18 protein-coding genes and 4 pseudogenes are annotated in these 19,674 nt (G+C 73.3%); 12 read left to right on the forward strand and 10 right to left on the reverse strand.

Annotated elements, in window-relative coordinates:
* The first annotated feature begins 91 nt into the window (after positions 1–91).
* The 5 genes from ACIGZJ_RS26140 to ACIGZJ_RS26160 all read left to right on the forward strand — a co-directional run bounded on the left by ACIGZJ_RS26140 (position 92) and on the right by ACIGZJ_RS26160 (position 5,168).
* The gene (locus ACIGZJ_RS26140) at positions 92–658 is read left to right on the forward strand and encodes a (2Fe-2S)-binding protein (protein WP_396459500.1); all 567 of its coding nucleotides are present in this window, start codon (positions 92–94) and stop codon (positions 656–658) included.
* Complete coding sequence (locus ACIGZJ_RS26145; RefSeq protein ID WP_396459501.1) at positions 655–1,650, forward strand: FAD binding domain-containing protein; 996 nt, start codon at positions 655–657, stop codon at positions 1,648–1,650. Before ACIGZJ_RS26140 ends, ACIGZJ_RS26145 begins: the two co-directional genes overlap by 4 nt.
* Positions 1,647–3,767: a xanthine dehydrogenase family protein molybdopterin-binding subunit gene (locus ACIGZJ_RS26150; protein WP_396459502.1), complete on the forward strand. Its 2,121-nt coding sequence runs from the start codon at positions 1,647–1,649 to the stop codon at positions 3,765–3,767. Before ACIGZJ_RS26145 ends, ACIGZJ_RS26150 begins: the two co-directional genes overlap by 4 nt.
* 178 nt (positions 3,768–3,945) lie before the next feature.
* A complete protein-coding gene (locus ACIGZJ_RS26155; protein WP_396459503.1) occupies positions 3,946–4,779 on the forward strand; it encodes a hypothetical protein in 834 nt (277 codons plus the stop codon).
* On the forward strand, positions 4,776–5,168 hold the full coding sequence (locus ACIGZJ_RS26160; protein WP_396459504.1) for a winged helix-turn-helix domain-containing protein: 393 nt from the start codon (positions 4,776–4,778) through the stop codon (positions 5,166–5,168). Before ACIGZJ_RS26155 ends, ACIGZJ_RS26160 begins: the two co-directional genes overlap by 4 nt.
* Before the next feature lie 342 nt (positions 5,169–5,510).
* Here the strand turns inward: ACIGZJ_RS26160 and ACIGZJ_RS26165 are convergent, their stop codons facing one another.
* Positions 5,511–5,807, reverse strand: a complete 297-nt coding sequence (locus ACIGZJ_RS26165; RefSeq protein ID WP_396459505.1) for a barstar family protein — start codon at positions 5,805–5,807, stop codon at positions 5,511–5,513.
* Positions 5,804–6,212, reverse strand: a pseudogene (locus tag ACIGZJ_RS26170) (transposase); the annotation flags it as partial. The pseudogene ACIGZJ_RS26170 and the gene ACIGZJ_RS26165, both read right to left, overlap by 4 nt.
* 286 nt (positions 6,213–6,498) lie before the next feature.
* On the opposite strand from ACIGZJ_RS26170, the gene ACIGZJ_RS26175 reads away from it, so the two are divergent.
* Together ACIGZJ_RS26175 and ACIGZJ_RS26180 are read left to right on the forward strand one after the other, a co-directional pair.
* Entirely contained in the window at positions 6,499–7,440 is a 942-nt protein-coding gene (locus tag ACIGZJ_RS26175) for a RimK family alpha-L-glutamate ligase (protein ID WP_396459506.1), read from the forward strand.
* Between the two features lie 2 nt (positions 7,441–7,442).
* Complete coding sequence (locus ACIGZJ_RS26180) at positions 7,443–8,717, forward strand: MFS transporter (RefSeq protein WP_396459507.1); 1,275 nt, start codon at positions 7,443–7,445, stop codon at positions 8,715–8,717.
* A 60-nt stretch (positions 8,718–8,777) separates the two neighbouring features.
* Here ACIGZJ_RS26180 and ACIGZJ_RS26185 read toward each other — a convergent pair whose 3' ends face one another.
* The 3 genes from ACIGZJ_RS26185 to ACIGZJ_RS26195 all read right to left on the reverse strand — a co-directional run bounded on the left by ACIGZJ_RS26185 (position 8,778) and on the right by ACIGZJ_RS26195 (position 10,414).
* The gene (locus tag ACIGZJ_RS26185; protein WP_396459508.1) at positions 8,778–9,179 is read right to left on the reverse strand and encodes a hypothetical protein; all 402 of its coding nucleotides are present in this window, start codon (positions 9,177–9,179) and stop codon (positions 8,778–8,780) included.
* A gap of 83 nt (positions 9,180–9,262) precedes the next feature.
* Positions 9,263–9,943: a transposase gene (locus ACIGZJ_RS26190; protein ID WP_396459509.1), complete on the reverse strand. Its 681-nt coding sequence runs from the start codon at positions 9,941–9,943 to the stop codon at positions 9,263–9,265.
* 72 nt (positions 9,944–10,015) lie between these two features.
* A complete protein-coding gene (locus ACIGZJ_RS26195; protein WP_053648780.1) occupies positions 10,016–10,414 on the reverse strand; it encodes a lipocalin/fatty-acid binding family protein in 399 nt (132 codons plus the stop codon).
* Positions 10,415–10,622: 208 nt separating this feature from the next.
* Between ACIGZJ_RS26195 and ACIGZJ_RS26200 the strand changes: the two genes are divergently transcribed.
* Entirely contained in the window at positions 10,623–11,036 is a 414-nt protein-coding gene (locus tag ACIGZJ_RS26200) for a GNAT family N-acetyltransferase (RefSeq protein ID WP_396459510.1), read from the forward strand.
* 145 nt (positions 11,037–11,181) lie between these two features.
* On the opposite strand, the gene ACIGZJ_RS26205 is transcribed toward ACIGZJ_RS26200, so the two are convergent.
* Together ACIGZJ_RS26205 and ACIGZJ_RS26210 are read right to left on the reverse strand one after the other, a co-directional pair.
* A complete protein-coding gene (locus ACIGZJ_RS26205) occupies positions 11,182–12,543 on the reverse strand; it encodes a cryptochrome/photolyase family protein (protein WP_396459511.1) in 1,362 nt (453 codons plus the stop codon).
* Between the two features lie 499 nt (positions 12,544–13,042).
* Positions 13,043–13,399, reverse strand: a complete 357-nt coding sequence (locus tag ACIGZJ_RS26210) for a PRC-barrel domain-containing protein (RefSeq protein WP_396459512.1) — start codon at positions 13,397–13,399, stop codon at positions 13,043–13,045.
* A gap of 325 nt (positions 13,400–13,724) precedes the next feature.
* Here ACIGZJ_RS26210 and ACIGZJ_RS26215 point away from each other — a divergent pair.
* The 3 genes and pseudogenes from ACIGZJ_RS26215 to ACIGZJ_RS26225 form a co-directional block, all read left to right on the forward strand.
* A pseudogene (locus ACIGZJ_RS26215) lies at positions 13,725–13,985 on the forward strand (SAM-dependent methyltransferase); the annotation flags it as partial.
* A gap of 155 nt (positions 13,986–14,140) precedes the next feature.
* Positions 14,141–15,001, forward strand: a complete 861-nt coding sequence (locus ACIGZJ_RS26220) for a response regulator transcription factor (protein ID WP_396459513.1) — start codon at positions 14,141–14,143, stop codon at positions 14,999–15,001.
* Complete coding sequence (locus ACIGZJ_RS26225; RefSeq protein ID WP_396459514.1) at positions 14,998–16,461, forward strand: sensor histidine kinase; 1,464 nt, start codon at positions 14,998–15,000, stop codon at positions 16,459–16,461. Before ACIGZJ_RS26220 ends, ACIGZJ_RS26225 begins: the two co-directional genes overlap by 4 nt.
* Positions 16,462–16,773: 312 nt before the next feature.
* On the opposite strand, the gene ACIGZJ_RS26230 is transcribed toward ACIGZJ_RS26225, so the two are convergent.
* The 3 genes and pseudogenes from ACIGZJ_RS26230 to ACIGZJ_RS26240 all read right to left on the reverse strand — a co-directional run.
* Complete coding sequence (locus ACIGZJ_RS26230; protein WP_396459515.1) at positions 16,774–17,280, reverse strand: DUF6624 domain-containing protein; 507 nt, start codon at positions 17,278–17,280, stop codon at positions 16,774–16,776.
* A 166-nt stretch (positions 17,281–17,446) separates the two neighbouring features.
* A pseudogene (locus ACIGZJ_RS26235) lies at positions 17,447–17,549 on the reverse strand (IS5/IS1182 family transposase); the annotation flags it as partial.
* Between the two features lie 162 nt (positions 17,550–17,711).
* A pseudogene (locus ACIGZJ_RS26240) lies at positions 17,712–18,075 on the reverse strand (IS5 family transposase); the annotation flags it as partial.
* Positions 18,076–18,233: 158 nt separating this feature from the next.
* On the opposite strand from ACIGZJ_RS26240, the gene ACIGZJ_RS26245 reads away from it, so the two are divergent.
* Positions 18,234–19,445 carry a S8 family peptidase gene (locus ACIGZJ_RS26245; RefSeq protein ID WP_396459516.1) on the forward strand — a complete coding sequence of 404 codons (1,212 nt, stop codon included), beginning with the start codon at positions 18,234–18,236 and terminating at the stop codon, positions 19,443–19,445.
* Positions 19,446–19,674 lie beyond the last annotated feature (229 nt).

The raw sequence follows: 19,674 nt of genomic DNA on the forward strand, positions 1-19,674 counted from the left end.
CCCGCCCACGGCCCGGTCGGGCCTGCGGCCAAACGGTGGTCCTCCCGGCCCCCGGGTGTCCGGGCGGGCCCGGGGTGGAATGCGTGGGCGCATGAACGCCACCGACACCGTGCCGACCAGCAGCGCCATCGCGCTGACGGTCAACGACCGGCCGCACACCCTGACCGTCGACCACCGGGCCACCCTGTTGGACGTCCTGCGCGAACAGCTCGGCCTGACCGGCGCCAAGAAGGGCTGCGACCACGGCCAGTGCGGCGCCTGCACCGTGCTGGTGGAGGGGCGGCGGGTCAACGGCTGCCTGCTGCCGGCCGTCGCCCAGGACGGCGCCGCGGTCACCACCGTGGAGGGGCTGGCCGGGCCGGACGGGCCGCACCCCCTGCAACGGGCGTTCGTCGAGCAGGACGCCTTCCAGTGCGGCTTCTGCACACCGGGCCAGCTCTGCTCGGCGGTCGGCCTGCTGGCGGAACTCGCCGAGACGGGCACGGGCGCGGGCACGGACGCGGGCGCCGTCGGCCCGGGCGGGGGTCCCGACGAGGCCGCCCACGAGGCGGCGATCCGCGAACTGCTCAGCGGCAACATCTGCCGCTGCGGGGCGTACGGCGGAATCGTCCGGGCCGTCCGACAGGTGCAGGACGGCCGGGCGGGGGCCGCCGGATGAGGCCGCTCGGCTACACCAGGGCCGCCGACGTGGCGTCCGCCGTCGCCCTGCTCGCCGCCGCGCCGGACGCCCGGGCCCTGGCCGGCGGGACCAACCTGGTCGACCTGATGAAGCTGGGCGTCGAGCGGCCGGCGCTGCTGGTGGACATCGCCCGCCTGCCGCTCGACCGGATCGAACCCACGCCCGGCGGCGGTCTGCGGATCGGCGCGACCGTCCGCAACAGCGACCTCGCCGCCCACCCGCTGGTCCGCGACCGCTACCCGGTGCTCTCCCAGGCCGTGCTCGCCGGCGCCAGCGGCCAGCTCCGCAACGTGGCCACCACCGGCGGCAACCTGCTCCAGCGCACCCGCTGCCTGTACTTCCAGGACGTCACCAAGCCGTGCAACAAGCGCCGGCCGGGCTCCGGCTGCCCCGCCCGCACCGGCGTCCACCGGGACCTCGCCGTGCTGGGCACCTCCGAGCACTGCGTCGCCACGCACCCGTCCGACCTCGCGGTGGCGCTCGTGGCACTGGACGCCGTCCTGCACCTGACCGGCCCCGACGGGGACCGCGCGCTGCCGCTCACCTCCTTCCACCGGCTGCCCGGCGACACCCCCGACCTCGACACCGAGCTGGCTCCCGCCGAACTGATCACCGCCGTCGAGCTGCCCCCGCCGCCGGCCGCCGTCCGCTCGGTCTACCGCAAGGTCCGCGACCGCGCCTCCTTCGCCTTCGCCACCGCCTCGCTCGCCGCACTGCTGGCGGTCCGGGACGGCCGGGTCGAGACGGTCCGGCTCGCCTTCGGCGCCCTGGCCCCCAAACCGTGGCGGGCGCTGACCGCCGAGGCCGCGCTGCGTGGCGGCCCGGCCGACGAGGAGGCGTTCGGCCTGGCGCTGGACGCCGAGCTGGCCGCCGCCCGGCCACTGCGCGACAACGCGTTCAAGCTGCCACTGGCCCGCCGACTGGCGGTGCGCGAGCTGGTCCGGCTCACCGACGCCCAGGAGACCCGATGAGCACCGCCCCCGCCCCGGTCCGGCTGGAGGCCTGGGAGAAGGTCACCGGCGCGGCCCGCTACGCCGGCGACCACCTGCCCGACGGGCTGGCCCACGCCTGGCCCGTACCGGCCACCATCGCCCGCGGCGACATCACGGCCGTCCGCGTCGAGGCCGCCCTGGCGCTCCCCGGCGTCCTTGCGGTGCTCACCCACCGCAACGCCCCCGTCCTGCGCCTCCCCGAGGACGGCGACCCGACGCTGGCCGTGCTGCAGTCCCCCCGGATCGCGCACCGCGGCCAGGTCGCCGCCCTGGTGGTGGCCCGGACCGTGCAGGACGCCCGGGCCGGCGCCGAGGCGGTCGGAATCGGCTACGCCGCCGAGCCGCACGACGTCGTCCTGACCGACGACCACCCCGGCCTGTACACGCCCGAGCTGGCCAACGGCGGCCACCCGGCCGTCCGCGAGCGCGGCGACTTCGACACCGCCTACCGCCGGGCCGTCGTCCGGATCGACCGCACCTACCGGGTCGGCCCGCTGCACAACCACCCGATGGAACCGCACACCGCGACCGCGCAGTGGGCCGGCGGGCGGCTGACCGTGCACGACTCCAGCCAGGGCACCACCACCGTCCAGGAGTCCCTGGCCGCGCTCTTCGGACTCGACCCCGCGGACGTCCTGGTGGTCAGCGAGCACGTCGGCGGCGGCTTCGGCAGCAAGGGCACCGCCCGCCCGCACGTCGTCCTGGCCGCGATGGCCGCCCGCGAGACCGGCCTGCCCGTACGCCTCGCGCTCCCCCGCTCCCAACTGTCCGCCCTCACCGGACACCGGGCGCCGACCGTGCACCGGGTCCGGCTCGGCGCCGCCGCCGGCGGCGAACTCGCCGCGCTCTCCCACGAGGTGACCACCCGCTCCTCGACCCTGCGGGAGTTCGTCGAGCAGGCCGCGGTGCCCGCCCGCGTCATGTACGCCTCGCCGCACAGCCGCACCACCCACCGGGTGGTGCGCCAGGACGTGCCGACCCCGTCCTGGATGCGGGCCCCCGGCGAGGCCCCGGGCATGTTCGCCCTGGAGTGCGCGATGGACGAACTCGCCGAGGCCTGCGGCGTGGACCCGGTCGCGCTGCGGATCCGCAACGAGCCGCCCGCCGAACCGGACAGCGGCCGCCCGTTCAGCAGCCGCCACCTGGTGGAGTGCCTGCGCGAGGGCGCCCGCCGCTTCGACTGGCGGCACCACCGCGCCCGGGGCCGGGCTCGGGAGGGCCGCCTGCTGATCGGCAGCGGGGTCGCCGCCTCGACCTATCCCGTCCTCGTCGGCCCGTCCAGCGCCGAGGCGATCGCCCGCCCCGACGGCACCTTCCTGGTGCGCACCAACGCCACCGACATCGGCACCGGCGCCCGAACCGTGCTGGCGCAGGTCGCCGCCGAGGCGCTGGCCGTACCGCTCGACCGGGTCACCGTCGAGATCGGGCGCAGCGACCTGCCGCGGGCCCCGATGGCGGGCGGTTCGGCCGGGACGGCGTCCTGGGGCTGGGCGGTGCACGAGGCCTGCACCGGACTGCGGGCCGAGCTGGCCGCCCGGGGCGGCCGGCCGATCCCGCCCGAGGGGCTGTGCCACCGCGCGGACACCGCCGAGGCCGTCCGGGCCGGGCGGGAGTTCGCCCGGCACGCGTTCGGCGCCCAGTTCGCCGAGGTGGCGGTGGACGTGGACACCGGGGAGGTGCGGGTGCGCCGGCTGCTCGGGGTGTTCGCGGCCGGTCGGATCCTCAACGCCCGCACCGCGCGCTCGCAGCTCGTCGGCGGGATGATCATGGGGCTCTCCATGGCGCTGCTCGAACACAGCACTCTGGACCCGGAGTTCGGGGACCACGCGGAGCGCGACCTGGCCTCGTACCACGTGGCCGTCCAGGCGGACGTGCCCGCCGTGGAGGCGTACTGGATCGAGGAGCACGACACCCGGCTCAACCCCATGGGCGCCAAGGGGATCGGCGAGATCGGCATCGTCGGCACCGCCGCCGCCATCGCCAACGCCGTCCACCACGCCACCGGTGTGCGGGTACGAGAGCTTCCGGTACGCCCGGAGTCCCTGCTGGCGCAACTGCCCGTCCCGGATGGACTTTGCCACACCATCAACTCTTGACCGCCATGTACTTTGCGATGCAAAGTTAACCCGGGCGCCGGGGAGCGCCCGTCTTCTCGGCGCCGCTGCGGGCGCTGTTCAGGGTGCCGTTCGGGGTGCCGTCCCAGACGCTGTCGGGGGCACGGCCCCGGGCGGCGTCGCGGACGGCGCCCCCGGCGCGACAGGCAAGGGGTGGGTCATGGGAACGTCCGACACGAGCATCACCACAGGGCCCGGCGGCCAGGCCGGTCCGGCACAACTACTGGCCGACGCACAAGGGCTCCGCGCCCGGGCCCGCACCCGGCTCGGGGGTTCGGGGGTGCCCCTGCTGGCCTTCGGCCTGCTCGGACTGGCGGCCGTGCCCTTCGCCCACCAGGCGTTCAACTTCGGGGCCAACGCGCGCAGCATCGGCTCCTACCCGGCCTTCGCCTATGCCGAACTGACCGGCCTCTGCGTCCCGCACGCGCCGGACGCCCCCTGCCTGGCAGGCGAGTTCGACGGGGCGACGCTCCGCTTCGCCGGCTGGGGGATCTGGTTCGCGGTGCTCCCGCTGGCCTGGCTCGCCCTCGCCCGCTGGTACCGGCTGCGCGGCGAGGAACGGGGTATCGTGCCCCGCCGCACCTCCTGGATCGCCGCCGCCCTCGGCGCCGCCGCCGTGATCGTGCTGGGACTGCTCGCGCTGCTCGTCCTGCGGGACCAGCCGTTCACGATCGCCCTGCTGGAGAACTCCTACGCCTCGCCGTGGTACGCCGTGGGCATCGGACTGCTGGTTCTCGGACTGGTCGAGCGCGACCCGGTCGTCGCGGGCGCGGCGCTCGCCCACACCGCGCTGCTCTCCGCCTACCTGGGGGCCTCCTGGGACAGCGGTTGGATCCCGTGGGTGCGGGCGGCCGACACCGGGTGGTCGGCGGGCCCGCAGCTGAAGGCGTTCCTGCTCGCCGCGATCCTGCTGTCCGCCGGGCTGGCCCGGCTGGCGGCGGCCCGCCGCCGGGCCGCGGTGCGCCCCGGCGCGTCGAGTACGGTCGGCGCATGAACGCAGTGGACGCGCCCGAGGGACGGGGCGGCGCAGAGGACAAGGACGGGAGTGCGGGCCGGCACCCGACCCAGGAGCTGGACGACACCGTCCACCAGCGGGTGCGGCTCGGAGTCCTGACCATCGCCCGGGAGGCCGACCGCGTCGAGTTCGGCTTCCTGAAGGGACAGCTCGGCGTCACCGACGGCAACCTCTCCCGCCACCTGAAGGTACTGGAGGACTCGGGCCTGATCGCGGTCGCCAAGGGCTACGCCGGCCGCCGCCCGCGGACCTGGGTCACCCTCACCGCCCCGGGCGCCCAGGCCCTGGACCGGGAGCTGCGGGCACTGCGCGAACTCGTCCAGCGCCTGGACTCCCGCCGGCCGCCGCCGGACCCGTCCGAGGCGTGACGGCCGGGCCGCGAGCCCCCGACGGCCCGGCCTTCCGGGCCACCGCCGACGGCACCGCCTCCCCGATCACCTCCGGCACCGCGGCCTGCCCCGCCGATCGAGCCGGCCGCCGACGGGCGGCCCACACCCTCACCGACAGCGTGCGCGACCGGCCGTCCCGGGTGTGTCTCCGATGTCTCGGCGCCCGATCCGCTGCGCCGTCCGGCCGTTGCGGCCGGTATCCAACCGGCCTGGGCCCAGTGGGCGCCTCCCCGTGCGGACGAGCGGCCTCCGCGCGAGCCGCGCGACCAGGTGCCCGCGTCCGGCTGAACCGCCGCAGACGGTGGGCGTCGGACGGGCCCCTCAGGCCACCGCGTGGACGACGAGCCGGTTCCGCTCACCGTCGAAGGTGTCGGCCAGGGCCCGGGCGTCCGGGCGGCTCCCCGCGAAGAGCCCCCGTTCGTCGACGTGCACGACCAGGAGCTCGTGGCTGTCGATCACCTCCGAGATGCCACGGGCCCCGATCGTGTCCGCCCACGCGTCCAGGTTCCGGCCGAACCAGGTCGGCAGCCCGCACGGCCCGGCGACCGCGTCCCAGAAGTCGTCGAGTGATTCGACCGGTCGGCCTCGGAGGTCAACGACCAACTCGTTGTTCGTCATCGCAGCAGACTAGCTAGGAGCTGAGTCAGGGACTTCAACCACATGATTGATCCGCGAAGGTGCAGGCCTGCCGTGTAGCTTTCCGGGCTTTTGTCGTACCGGGTGGCCAGGCCGCGCCAGGTCTTGATCTTCTGGAAGCACCGCTCGACGTGGTTGCGCTGCCTGTAGCGGTCGGGATTGAAGGTGACCGGTCGACCGCCAGCAGAGCCCTTCCGTTTCCGGTTGGCCGTCTGGTCCGCCTTCTCTGGGATCACCGCGATGATCCCGCGTCTGCGCAGGCAGGCGCGGTTGGCCTTCGAGGAGTAGGCCCAATGGGAGGTGAAGGTCGGCGGCCACCGCGTTCGGCCGGGTGCGCGGCCGGCCGACCGGGCCGCGCACCCGGATCTTCTCCAGCAACGGTCTGAAACTGCCGGCAGTCCACTCCGGCGCGGTGGCTGCCCCCAGCGGGCGTGGCGTCACGTGATCGGCCGGCGAAGTCCCGCGTGTGCCGGCAGAGGCCCCGCCCGTCGCGGCACGACGAAGCGGTGGCACCGGCGGACACGCGCGGGCGCTGCCTACTTGTCGCAGCGGAAGCTGCCCGGGTCCGGTGGTCACCGTGGCGCGCCGCTGTCCGGCCCAATGCCCGGCCCTGCCGGGTGTCGGGTGTCAGCATCGCAGGGTTGTCGGTACGGCCAGGCGAGGAGCTGCTGCGGTGACGGTGAGTGATGCCCCGGCGCGGCGACGGCTCGGCGGCCGGACAGGCGACCAGTGCTGGTTGCTGACCGGTCCGGGGCTGCTGGAGAACGGCATCGTCGGCGGCCTCACCACGGCTCTTGGGGATGCGCTGCCCGGTCGGTTCGCCGTGTGGCGCACCGACGAGCTGCTGCTCGGGATCGAGGGTGGCAGGCTGACCCTGCGGGATCTGGGCGGCTGCCTGCTGGAGGCACCGGGGGTGGTCTACGCCCGGTTGGCGTCCCCGAGTCTGAGCACCGACCGGGAGGGCACGCTGCTGCGTCATCTGGTCGCGATGGGCACGGTACTGCTCAACCCGCTGGAGGCGGTGCTGGCGGGGGTGAACAAGTTCTGGCAGCTGCAGCAACTGGCCCTGGCGGGTCTTCCCGTTCCCGACACCCGCAGCTACGCGCACGCGGGGCTGGAGGACGTGATCGCGGCCGGGGTTTCCGTGCCGTCGGTGGTGAAGTCGGTGCGCGGCCAGCGCGGCGGGCAGGTGTTCCTGGCCCCCGACGCCCGGATGCTGCTGGAGGTCCACGGCAGCCTCAGGGCGGAGTCGCCGTACCTGTTCCAGCGGTACGTCTCCCACTCGCACGGCCGCGACCTGCGGGTGGTGGTGGTCGACGGCCGGGCCGTCGCGGCCCAGGTCCGCTCCGCCGTCGACGGCGGGCTGAGGTCGAACCTGGCGCTCGGCGCAACCTCCGTGCTCTGCCCCGGCCTGCACCCCGAGGGCGAGGCACTGGCCGTCCGTGCCGCCCAGGCGCTGGGCCTGGCGGTGGCGGGCGTGGACCTGCTCTTCGAAGCGGACGGCGGGTTCACGATCTGCGAGGTCAACGCCAACGTCGGCTGGCGCGAGCACATGAGCGAGGTCACCCCGGCCGTCGTGGCCGCCTGCGTGGCCAGGCTGACCGCCCGGGTGTAGCGATGTCCCACCCCCGGGCACCCTCCGCACCCACCCCACCCGCGCGGACATCGGCCCTCGCGCCGCTGCGCCGACGCAACTACCGCCTCCTCGCGATCGGCCAGGCGGTGTCGAACACCGGCACCTGGATGCAGAACATCGCCCAGGGCTGGCTCGTCCTGCAACTGTCCCACGGCGACGGCACACAGCTGGGCATCACCACCGCCCTGCAACTGCTGCCGATACTGCTGTTCGGCGCCTGCGGCGGATCGCTCGCCGACCGCTTCCCCAAACGCCGGCTGCTGCTGCTCACCCAGACCCTCCACGGCACGCTCGCCCTCACCGCGGCCCTGCTCACCGCCACCGGGTCCGCCACCCTGGGCACCGTCTACGCGCTCTGCCTCGCGCTGGGCCTGACCATGGTCGTCGACAAGCCCACCCTGCAAGCCTTCATCGCCGAGGCCGTCGAGCCCGACGACCTGCCGAGCGCGCTGGCGCTGAACAGCGCGGTGCTCAACCTCGCCCGAGTGGCCGGCCCCGCACTCGCCGGCCCCGTCATCGCCGCCTTCGGCGCCGCCCCGGCCTTCGCCCTCAACTCCCTCTCCTACACCGTGGTCCTGGCCACCCTGCTGCGCATGGACACCCGCGCGCTGCGCCCGGCACCGGCCCCCGCAGGCACCGGGCGGCAGGTGCGGGCCGGGCTGCGGTACGTGCGCGAGCGCCCCGAGCTGGGCCTGACACTCGTGCTGGTGGCCCTGGTCGCCGGCTTCGGGATGAACTTCCAGATCACCACCGCACTGATGGCCGCCCAGGTCTTCCACTGCCCGGACACCGCCTTCGGCATCGGCTCCACCGCGCTCGCCGTGGGCGCGGTGGCAGGCTCACTGCTCGCCGCCCGCACGCGCCCCTGCGGATGGCGGCGCACGGCCGGTTACGCGCTCGCCTTCGGGACGCTGGAGGCCGCGAGCGGCCTGATGCCCGACTTCCGCGCCTTCGCCATGACGCTGGTGCCGACCGGAGCGGCGCTGCTGCTCTTCATGACGGCCGCCAAGGCCCGGCTGCAGCTCGCCGTCGCCCCCGCGCTGCGCGGCCGGGTCATGGGCCTCTACATGCTCGCCTCACTGGGCACCACCCCGCTGGCCGCACCCGGCATCGGCTGGCTCTGCCAGGCGGCGGGCCCGCGCTACGGACTCCTGCTCGGCGGCACCGTCTCGGCGCTCGCCGCCGTCGGGACGGGCGTACTGCTCGGCCGACGCCCCAAGACCCGGCCCACCACGACCGCGGCCCTGCCGGCGTGACCGGCTCCGAGGAGCCGCACGCCGGCAGGGCCGGTGCCCGGACGCGTCAGCGCCCCGGGGTCAGGTCCGGGAGGCGGTGAAGTCGAGCTTGCCCTCGACCCCGGCAGTGGAGACCTTCCCCGTGATCTTGGTGACCCGGGTGCCAACGGGGCAGAGCGTCCCGTTGGTGACGCCGCTCTCCCCCGCGTAGGTCGGGAAGGTGATCTGCCCGCGCCCCAGGCTGTTGATGCGCAGGACGAAGTTCCCCACCGCCGCACGCGACTCATCGGCCGAAGCCGTCACCTCCGTCCTCACCAGCGTGCTCCCCAGAGCCTGCGGCGCGATCGAGATGGCCCGGGTCGACCCGCCCGGCAAGGTCACACTCCCCTCGAACGCCTTGTCGAGTTCGCTCTCGCCGACCCAGTCCGAGACCGCACCACCGCACGTGTTGCCGGTGGCCGCGCCCGCCGGCACGGCCAGCACCACCACACCCAACGCCCCGGCAAGAGCCAGAGCACAAGCAGAACGAGCACCAGCAGACAGCCGTCGCATCGAAGATCCCATCGTCAGCAATCCCCCACAGCTACCTTTCGTACCCACACAAGCACCCTCCGTGGCTGCCGGCCACCGGGGCCGCCCACAGCTACGCCACGTGCCGCCGACACGCTGCCCGCAGTGTCAGCAAGATCTTCATCGGCCTTCGGCTTCGTCTCCAGCGTCATCCGGACCAGCTCGGCGACCTGCTCGTCGATGACCGTCCGCTCCCGGCCCGGGCGGGGTGCGTCGCCCAAGCCGTCCAGCCGGTCCGTGAGGAAACGGGGCCTGCCCTTGAGCACCCCAGTGGCGTCGACGATGTCGCGCACGGCGTCGAAGAGGCGGTTCGGCCGGGCGGAGCGGGCCAGCCGGCGGCGGAAGTAGGCCAGCTGCGACGGGTCGAACGCGGTGTCGTTCAGGCCCAGCCCGCACTCGGCCTTCCACCGCAAATCACAGCGCAGTTCCTGGACCGTCTCGAGGTCTGACAGTCCGTGCAGGGCCTGCAACGTGATCGCGGCGCCCAGCATCTGCGGCGGCATACCGGGGCTACCGTTCGCGGAGGGGTACAGGTCCGCGAACATCGCCGCCGGGATCAGATCCCGGCAGGTCTCCCACACATCCGGCCCGACCGTCTCCCCGGCCCATTCCCCCATCGCCACGAAACGAGTCTGACCCCACCACTCACGCGGCAGGGCCAGAACCCACATCTTCATCAGTCCTAGCCGAGTTTGGCGCGGCGCGGACCTTGATCCTGGTGGGTCGGGGATCCCCGACCCACCAGGCTTTCAGAGCCGGAGGAAGCTCCGGACGCAGGTCACGCCCTTGGCCGAGTAGGTGACCTCCATGCTCGTGTCGGCGAAGGCCCGCACGATCGTGGCCTCAACGTCGCCGTACTTCTGCACCTGGACGAACTTGTCCCCGTCCTGGGTCACCGTGGTGCGGGCCTTGCGGCCGTCGAACGTCTCCTCGTCGAACTCCTCCCCGAGAACGAAGTTGATCTCCGTGTTCTTCAGCGCGGTGAGGGTCTTCAACGTGTAGCGGCCGTAGACCTCGGTGATCTCCTCGGTCGGCTTGGCCTTCAGCGCGAGGTTGCGCTGCATCAGGCCCACGCCGATCGCCTTGAGGTAGGCGTCGTAGTTGTCATCACTGCTGGCCAACTCGTACTTGCCCGAGGCACTGCCCATGGTTGTGTCGCTCCCGTCCTGATGTGTGGAATCGTCGCGCGGAAGGCGCGCGGCCGTCGTTGATCACGTTAGAGGCGCAGGTCAGCGGAAGGAGGGGTTTTCCAAGGATCGACCTGGGCACGATCTTCATCAGCCTTCTAGCGCCGCTCCGCTGGAAATCGTGGCGGGGGGATGATCACAGCCGTGGGTGCGTGGCAGGCTGTCAGGCATGGTGATCAGTGGTTCGTCGCAGGTCGGCGACGAGGTTTTGGTGGCGTGTCCTGATCTGACGGACGCCGAGCTCAACGAGTTGTTCAGTGCGTCGTGGCCGGGCCATCGTCCGACCTCGTTCGCACCGATGTTGTCGCGGAGTCTGGCCTGGATCGCGGCGCGTCGAGGGAGCCGGTTGGTCGGGTTCGTCAACGTCGTCGGCGACGGGGGCGCGCACGCGTTCATTCTGGACACGACCGTGCACCCGGAGGAGCGCCGTAAGGGGCTCGGGATCCGGCTGGTGCAGGCGGCCGCCGAGGAGGCGAAGGCGCGTGGTGCCGAGTGGTTGCACGTCGACTACGAGCCGCACCTGGAGTCCTTCTACGGCCAGTGCGGCTTCCGGCCGACCGCCGCTGGCCTCATGCGGCTCTGAGTGGACTCCCCTCGTAGATCTGGCGACTGGGTCGAGCAGTTTGGTTGCGGGCTCGGATGCGGCCGTCCGTCCGGCTTGTCGAGCGGGTCGTCTCTGCAGGCTGAGTCGCCGTGCCGGATCAAGCGGCCGGTCAACCGGGCGGGATTCAGTCGAGGCCGCGGCCGCGGCGCAGCCGGGTGGAGATCGTGTCGGGGTCGATGATCGGGGCGGGGTAGTCGGGGGGCGTGCGGTCCAGGCGCCAGGGGCGGTGGGCGGTGCGGCCCGGGAGGTCGGCGAGTTCGGGGACCCAGCGGCGTACGTAGGCGCCGTCCGGGTCGAGCCGGTCGGCCTGGGTGAGCGGGTTGAGGACCCGGTTCGGCCGGGTGTCGGTGCCGGTGCCGGCCACCCACTGCCAGTTCAGCTGGTTGTTGGCCAGGTCGCCGTCGACCAGCAGGTGCAGGAAGTGGCGGGCTCCGATCCGCCAGTCCTTGTACAGGGACTTGGCGAGGAAGGAGGCCGTCACCAGCCGGGCGCGGTTGTGCATCCAGCCCTCGTGGGCGAGTTGGCGCATGCCCGCGTCCACCAGCGGGAAGCCGGTGCGGCCCTGGCGCCAGGCCTCGCACTCCTCGTCGTCCGGGGGGTCAAGCGGCGGCTCGCCCCCGGGTGCGGTGGACCAGCGGTCGCCGCGGGGGCGGTAGTCGTGGTGGGCCGCCTCCGGGCGGGCGGCGAGCACCTGGTGGTGGAAGTCCCGCCAGGCCAGCTGTCGGACGAACGCCTCGGCGCCGCTGCCGCCGTGCCGCTCGGCGGAGGCGACCAGCTCGGCGGCGGAGAGGCAGCCGAAGTGCAGGTAGGGGGAGAGGCGTGACGTGCCGTCGGCGGCGAGGTCGTCGTGGAGTTCGTCGTACTGGTCGAGGGCGTAGCCCTTCCAGAGCTGGCGGCCGATGCGCTCGCCGCCCTTCGGCAGGGCCGGGGAGTCGGGGACGGCGGTGGGAACGGGTTCGCCGGCGATGCCCTCGGGGGTGTGCAGCGCTCGGGGGGCGCGCTGGACGGTCCGGCGCGGGGCCTGCTGCCAGGCGCGGAAGTACGGGGTGAAGACGGCGTAGTGGTCCTTGCCGGCGGGGGTGACGGCGCCGGGCACCGCCACGGTGAGCGAGCCGTCGTGGACGTGCAGGCGGCCGCCGAGGAGTTCGCGCAGGGCCCGTTCGCGGCGGTGGGCGAAGGCGCTCACGCCGGCCGCGACGTGCACCGACACGGCGTCGACCTCGGCGGCGAGGCGGGCGGTGGCGGTGGGGGCCGGTCCGGCGCGGAGGATCAGTCGGCTGCCGAGGGCGCGTAGTGCGGTGTCCAGGTCGGTGAGGCAGTCGGCGAGGAAGGCGGCGCGGTTGGGCGGGGCGAAGCCGGTGGCGGCGACGTCCGGGTCGAGGACGAAGAGCGGCACGACCTGGTCGGCGGCGTCGGCGGCGGCCCGCAGCACGGGGTTGTCGTGCAGGCGCAGGTCCTGGGTGAGCAGGGCGATGGCAACGGTCATCAGTGGTGGCCCGGGGGTCGTGGTGGTCGCTATGGAAAGGATGGCAACGGCGGTCGGCGGCTGGCGGAAGGGGCGAGCCTCCCATTTCGGAGCGCTGCGCGGGCGTGCGGCGCGCCGGGTCGACGCGCGGCCGTCGGCGCGGTCCGGGGGTGTTCGGAGCTGCGGGCGGTACGGATGGGTGTGAGGGGAGGTGGGCTGGTGGGTCTTGGTACCGCGGCGGTCGGGGCGGCGGAGCGGAGCCTGGTTCGGGGCGGTGGGGAGGGGCGGGGGCGCCGACACAAGGGGTGCGCTCCCGCCCTGCGCCCGCCTCGGCGCCTCCCACAGCGCCGGGTGGCGGACACCGACTCTTCGGAGGCCAAGGGCGTGCGGATGTCGATGCGAGGCGGGTTCACCCGAATGGCCGCACAGGGGGTGGGGGTTTCCGGCAGTGCGGGTCTCCGGCGGGCCGGGGGGCCGGGCGGCACGGGGTCCTCCGGGCGGCGCGCGGGTCCGGTGGCCGTCAGCGCCGGGCGAGCCTGCGCTCGCCGCCGGAACCCACGGCGTACGTGAGGGCGTAGTGGGCGAACACCGCCGGTTCGTCCTCGGCGGGGAGGACGTCGTCGGTGCCGATCGACGGTGCCTGTTTGACCTGGCCCTTGGGGAAGGGCACCTTCACATAGCCGGGCCCGACCACCGCGCCGTCGAGCGGCACGAACACCAGGCGGTGCTGGAAGGGCAGGCCGACCGTGACGGTGGCGAAGAACGGCTCGTCGCTGGAGGTCTCCACGTAGACGGCCTCCAGCGAGCCGATCCGGTGGCCCTTCTCGTCGACCACGGACTGGCCCCGCCACTCCCTGATGTCAGCGGAAGCGATCACCGCGACCTCCCAATGTCCGGCTGTCGTGTCCAGGGGTGCCGCGGCCACAGGTGACGCGTCCACGGGTGCGGTGTCCGCAGATGCCGTGTCCGCACGTGCCGCGAGCATCTCCATCCTGCGACCGGCGGGCCCGGCCCGCCCGATGGGCCCCGTTCACCGGATCGGGTGAAAGCGGAAAAATCGCGTGCGCACAGTGCAAGCAGGAGGCTACCTTGAGTCACCCGAACACACATCCGGATCGAGAGCCCTCCTAAGCGTGAACGGAACGGAAACCGACGCCGCTGGAGGCCGCTGAAGGTACGTCAACCACGAGAAGGCACCCAATCCAGCCGGCAGTCACCTGATCCTGTCGCACGGCACCGCCGACTTCATCCCCGCCGAGGTCCGCGACCGGGTCACCGGCGTGTACAACAGGGCCACCGCCCCGCTGGTGGGACGCAGCCGGGAGCAGGTGCGGGCGTTCCTGGACGGGTTGGAGGTCCTGGAGCCCGGCGTGGTGACCGTCCCGCTCTGGCGGCCCGAGGACGCGCCCGGCCCGGGCGCGGAGCGGGTCAGCATGTACGGCGCCGTGGCGCGCAAGGGCTGAGCGGAGCGGCGGCCGGGCGGCGCGGCGGGTCGGTCGGGGCCCCGGTCGGCGGTCGGTCCGGTCACCGTCCCCGCCTGCGCTCCAGCCGGCGCCCCTCTGCCGGGTGCCCGGCACGGGTGTGAGAGAGTCGGCGGCCCGAATGCGAGGAGGCGCCGATGTACGGGAGCGGGTCGGGAACCGGAGCCGGGCCCACGGGCGGGGGCACCGGCAGCACCGCCGGTCGGGTCCTGGTGGTGGACGACGACGCGGCGATCCGGCGCACCCTGGAGCGCGGGCTGCGGCTGAGCGGCTTCAGCGTGTCCCTCGCCGAGGACGGCGAGGCGGCGCTCGACCGGCTGCTCCCGGCGGTCTCCGCCACTCCCCCGCAGTCGGCACCCGACGTGCTGGTGCTCGACGTGTCGATGCCGGGTATCGGCGGCGCCGAGGTGTGTCGGACGCTGCGGGCGCGCGGCGACGACATACCCGTCCTGATGCTCTCCGCCCTCGACGAACCCGCCGACCGGGTCGCCGGACTGCAGGCCGGAGCGGACGACTACCTGGTGAAGCCGTTCGCCCTGGAGGAGCTGGTGCTGCGGCTGCGCGCGCTGCTGCGCCGCCGCCCCCCGCAGTCGACTGACCGCGTGGTGGCCGGCCCGCTGGTGCTCGACGCGTCCACCCGCCAGGCGTACCTGGCCGGCGTCGAGCTCCGCCTCACCCGGCGCGAGTTCGAACTGCTCGCCCAGTTCGCCCGGAACGCCGGAATCGTGCTCTCCCGCGAGCTGCTACTGGAGCGGGTGTGGGGGTACGACTTCGAGGTGCGCAGCGACGCCGTCGACACCTTCGTCAGCTATCTGCGCCGAAAGCTGGAGGCCGACGGGCGGCCGCGGCTGCTCCACACCGTCCGGGGCGTCGGCTTCATCCTGCGGCTGCCGCAGGCCACGGCCTCGCCGGCGGCGTCTTCCACGGCCCCGGCCCCGCTCACAGCCCTGCCCACGGCCCCGCCCCGGCGGGACGAGGACGGGCAGCGCCCCCGATGAAGCTCTCCACCCGGATCGCCGTCGGCGCCGCCGTCCTGGTGCCGCTGCTGGTGGTACTGGCCGGACTGCTGCTGCTCCCACTGGTCGGGCGGGATCTGCGCCACCAGCAGGACACCCGGCTCAACGACCGGGCCGCCGCCGTCCTGCCCGGCGTCCGCGCGCTGGTCGCGGCCGACAGTCGGGGTCGGCCCAAGGTGGAACAGAACCAGCAGCGCAAGGTGCTGGACTCCGCGCTCGACGCGGGCGTACGGGTCGCCGCCCAGGACGGCTCCGTTCTGCTGACCGTCGGTCCGCAGCCCGCCGCCGACCGGCTGTTCCCCGCCGAACCGGGCGGGCCGGTCACCGTCCGCGAGCAGGGCACGGCGTGGCGGATCCTCACCGTCCGGGTCAACGGGAACGGGGCGAACGCGGCCGGCGGCACGCTGTGGGTGGTCACACCCGCCGGGGAGGCCGACGGCCAGGTCAAGGCGGTCCGCCGACGGGTCCTGCTGGTGGCGGCGATCGCCGCACCCGGCTCCGCGCTGATCGCCTTCGCCCTCGCGGAGCACGCCACCGCACCGCTGCGCAGGCTCGGCCGCCGTGCCGCCGAACTCGACCCGGCCGACGCGGGCAGCACGCCGTTCACTCCCGGCCGCACCGGCACCGCCGAGGTGGACAAGCTCTCCGCCGCCCTCGCCCTGCTGCTCTCCCGCTACGACGAACAGGCCCGGCGCACCGCCCAGGCCCTGGACACCGCGCGCTCGTTCTCCTCCGCGGCCTCGCACGAGCTGCGAACGCCGCTGATGAGCCTGCGGACCAATCTGGACGTCCTGGCCGCCCATCCGGACCTCGCGCCCGACGAACGGGCCGAGGTCGTGACGGAGTTGCGAGAGGACCACACCCGGCTGCTCGACCTGCTGACCGCGCTCAGCACGCTGGCACGCGGTGACCTGGTCGAGGTGGAGTCCTTCGGCCCGGTGGACCTCGCCGACCTGGTCGACTCGACGGTCACCGAAGCGCGGCGGCGGCACAGGCAGGCGGTGATCGAGGCCGATGTACCCGAGGAGCTGAGGGTGTTCGGCTGGGAGCCGGGGCTGCGGATCGTACTGGCCAACCTGCTGGGCAACGCCGCCGTCCACGGCCACGGACAAGGAACCGCGGATCAGGCACGGATCACCGTACGGCTGACGACGGAGGGCGGGGCGGCCCTGCTCACCGTGGACGACGAGGGGCCGGGTATCGCGCCCACCGAGCGGGCGGCGGTCTTCGGCCGCTTCCATCGCCGTCGCGACAGCCCGGGCTCCGGGCTCGGGCTGACCCTGGTCGCCCAGCAGGCCGCACTCCACCGCGGCACCGTCGGGATCGCCACCCCGCCGAACGGCGTCGGCTGCCGGGTCGAGGTCCGCCTGCCGCTGCCGCAGCCGGAGGCGCCGACCGTCGAACTGCCGGCCCGGCGGGACTGGATCTCCGGCGGCCACTGACGGGCGCGGCGCGGCGTCCTCTTCGACACCGGCGGCGGCTGGAACACGGCCCCTGCGGCCGTGTACAGCTCGGCCGCCGTTGCCGGCGCCTTGGAACGCCCGCCCTTCGACTCCCCGAGTTCGGCGGCCCGACGGGCGCTGTGGCCGACGGAATCTGCTCCTGGTGCGGACCGGAGGGCGCCGGCGCGGCTCATTCACGCCTGAGCGGTAGCGACCCGCCAACAGCGCAGCGGCCCTCGCCAGCCGGCTCCGTACCTGATCGGCCGGACAGGCCCCTGGGGCTTTGGGGGCCTGTCCGGATACCCGGACGAGTCAGGCCTGCGAGAACTGAGCGACGTATTCGTCGAACGGCGGGATGCCAACCTCCGCGCGGCGCTCGTCCATGCGCTCGGGGTCCTCACAGGGCCACGGGATAGGCGAGGCGTCCTTCACCCCGGCGATCTGTGTGCCGTAGATCTGCTTCCGACCTTCGTTCACAAGGGTGCGATCCCGCAGGAAGGCAAGGTCTCGCGGGCTGGCGGCGCCGTTGGCCACCGTCTGCTCCATCAGCCGCAGCGCTCGCCGCTGAACGTCGAGCTGTCGGTCGGCGTGTTGCGCGATCAGCCATGCGGCCCGGGCCGCATCCTCACCGAGCAGTTCCGCGGTCGGCCATCCGTGCGCGTCCATGATCTCGCCGAGACGGTCCGCGTGCTGCGCGGTCAAGCGGCGCCACGCCAAACGCTCCGCCGGGTCATCACTGTTCGCGTGGCGCGCGGCCTGGTGATCTGCCGCCGCCATGTCGGTGAGCTCCCTGGCCACTACGGCAACGTCGGATGCCATCCCAACTCCAAGTCAGATCGAGGTTCTCGCTGGTCATCCGCAAACTCTAGGTGTGCAAATCACCTCAAAATCTCCTTCCAGAGGACGGTGACAGACACGTCCGGATATTGGGATACTTGATCTATCCACGGAGCCGGAGCCGGATCGAAGCAACGCTGACAGTCCCGCCGCCTTCCCCGGTCAGCTGGACTCTGCTCGGCGGCACCGCCCCGAGAGCGTCCGAGCCCCTCATCGGGGCGGTGCCGCCGAGGCGTTGATCTTCCTCCGGGATCCGCGGTGCTCCGCGCGGAGCACCGGCCGCGTGATCCGCGGACAGGTCCCCGGGGGGTGTCTTGTCCGCGCTGACGCTCGACGGGGTGCTCCGAGGCCGGCCAGCACCGGTGCGAGGAACCCGGATGCCGCTCATCACCGCCTCGAACACCCGTGCGGAAGGGACGTCAGCACAGCACGGTGGGCACCAGCGGCGTGCTGGTGGGCGCGCACGGATGTGGAGTCGACCGCGATCTCCCAGTCGATGTCGCCTTCCGCATCGGCCTCGGCCTGGAGCCGACTGAGCACCAGAGCCCGGGTACCGTCCGCCGACCACCGCCGATGCCGCTCAGAAACGGTCTTCCACGGCCCGTAGCGGCGCGGCAGGTCACGCCACGGCACCCCGGTCCGAATCCGGTGCAGCACCCCGTTGATCACCTGCCGGTGGTCACGCCACCTGCCGCACCGCCCGGTGCCCACCGGCAGGCACGGCCGAAGCCGCTCCCGCTGCGCATCCGTGAGATCGCCCCTGCCCCTGTCCTCCACGGCCGGATCAACGACCACTCCGCCAACCGGAAACCGGACAAGCTCCTCCGGCGCGCCGGACTCAAGGAACGTGCGCAGGCGGACGAAGCATCAGGTGACCGTCATGCGCGGGGCTGTCCCTGCCCCGGGGCGGTCTCCTTTTCGTGAACGGAGATCTGATGCGACTGTCCGCGCGCTGCGCGTCCGCCGCTCTCATCCTTCTCATTCCGCTGGTCGCCACGCAGGGTGCGGCAGCCGACGGCCCGTCCGGGCGGGCCGTCCCGGCTCCCCTGCACAGGACGGCCGCAGCTGTGCCCGGCGAGTACATCGTCACAGTGGACAAGGCCCTGGACCCGGCCCGGGTGGCGGCCAGGGTCGGGGGCGTCGAGCCGCTGCACACCTACCGGCACGCCCTGAACGGGTTCTCCGCACGCCTGGACGCCGCCCAGCTGGAGCAGGTGCGGGCCCTGCCCGGGGTGGAGACCGTGGAGGAGAACGGCGTCGTGAGCGCGCCGGACGCCACCACGACGCCCGCCTCCAAGCACCGGGAGGCGGCCACCAGCTGGGGCCTGGACCGCATCGACCAGCAGACGTGGGACCCGGTCAACGGCAAGGGCGACGGGGAGTTCAACGTCAAGGGTGACGGTGCCGGTGTGACCGCCTACCTGATCGGCACCGGCATCGAGTACGGCCACGACGAGTTCGAGGGCCGCGCCACCCTCGGCACCGACACCATCGGCGACGGCAAGGACGGGGCCGACTGCCAGGGCCAGGGCACCCACGTCGCCGGCACCGTCGGCGGCAAGACCTACGGCATCGCCCGCAAGGTGAACCTGGTGAGCGTGCGCGTCCTGGGCTGCGACGGCACAGGCACCTTCGAACAGCTCATCGCCGGCATCGACTGGGTCACCGCCAACGCCAAGAAGCCCGCCATCGCCAACCTCTCCCTCGGCGGGGACAGGAACGAGGCGCTGGACAAGGCCGCCACCGCGCTCTCCGACTCGGGCGTCCTGCCCGTCGTCGCCGGCGGCAACAGCTCCAAGGACGCCTGCTTCATCTCCCCCGCCGCCGCCCCACGCGTCCTCACCGTCGGCGCCTCCAACAAGTGGGACGAGGAGACCAGCTTCAGCAACTTCGGCCCCTGCCTGTCCCTCTACGCGCCCGGCGACGGCATCACCTCCGCCAAGCTCGGCGGCGGCAGCGCCACCCTGGACGGCTCCTCCTTCAGCGCCCCGCACGTCACCGGCACCGCCGCCCTCTACCTCGCCGCCCACCCCGACGCCACCCCCTCCGACATCAACGAGTGGCTCGACACCGAAGCCACCAAAGACGTCCTGACCAACATCACCAAGTCCAGCCCCAACGCGCTGCTGTACACCGCCGGTCTCTGACCTGCCCTGCCACACAGCCGCCGCCCCGCCGAACCCACAAAGCCGGCGGGGCGGTCCCACGTCAAGACCCACACCGTGTACGGCCCCCACCCGAAGCCCAACACAGCCACGCACATGATCGACCGGACAGGGGGCCTAGAGTCTTTCTTTTGGATCAGCGGGCGGACCAGATGAAGATGCCGGCGATGTGGAGTCCGGCCCGGAAGACGGTGGCGGTCTTCTCGTAGCG

Origin of the sequence: Kitasatospora sp. NPDC052868 (assembly GCF_044547105.1) — a bacterium.
Lineage (GTDB): Bacteria > Actinomycetota > Actinomycetes > Streptomycetales > Streptomycetaceae > Kitasatospora.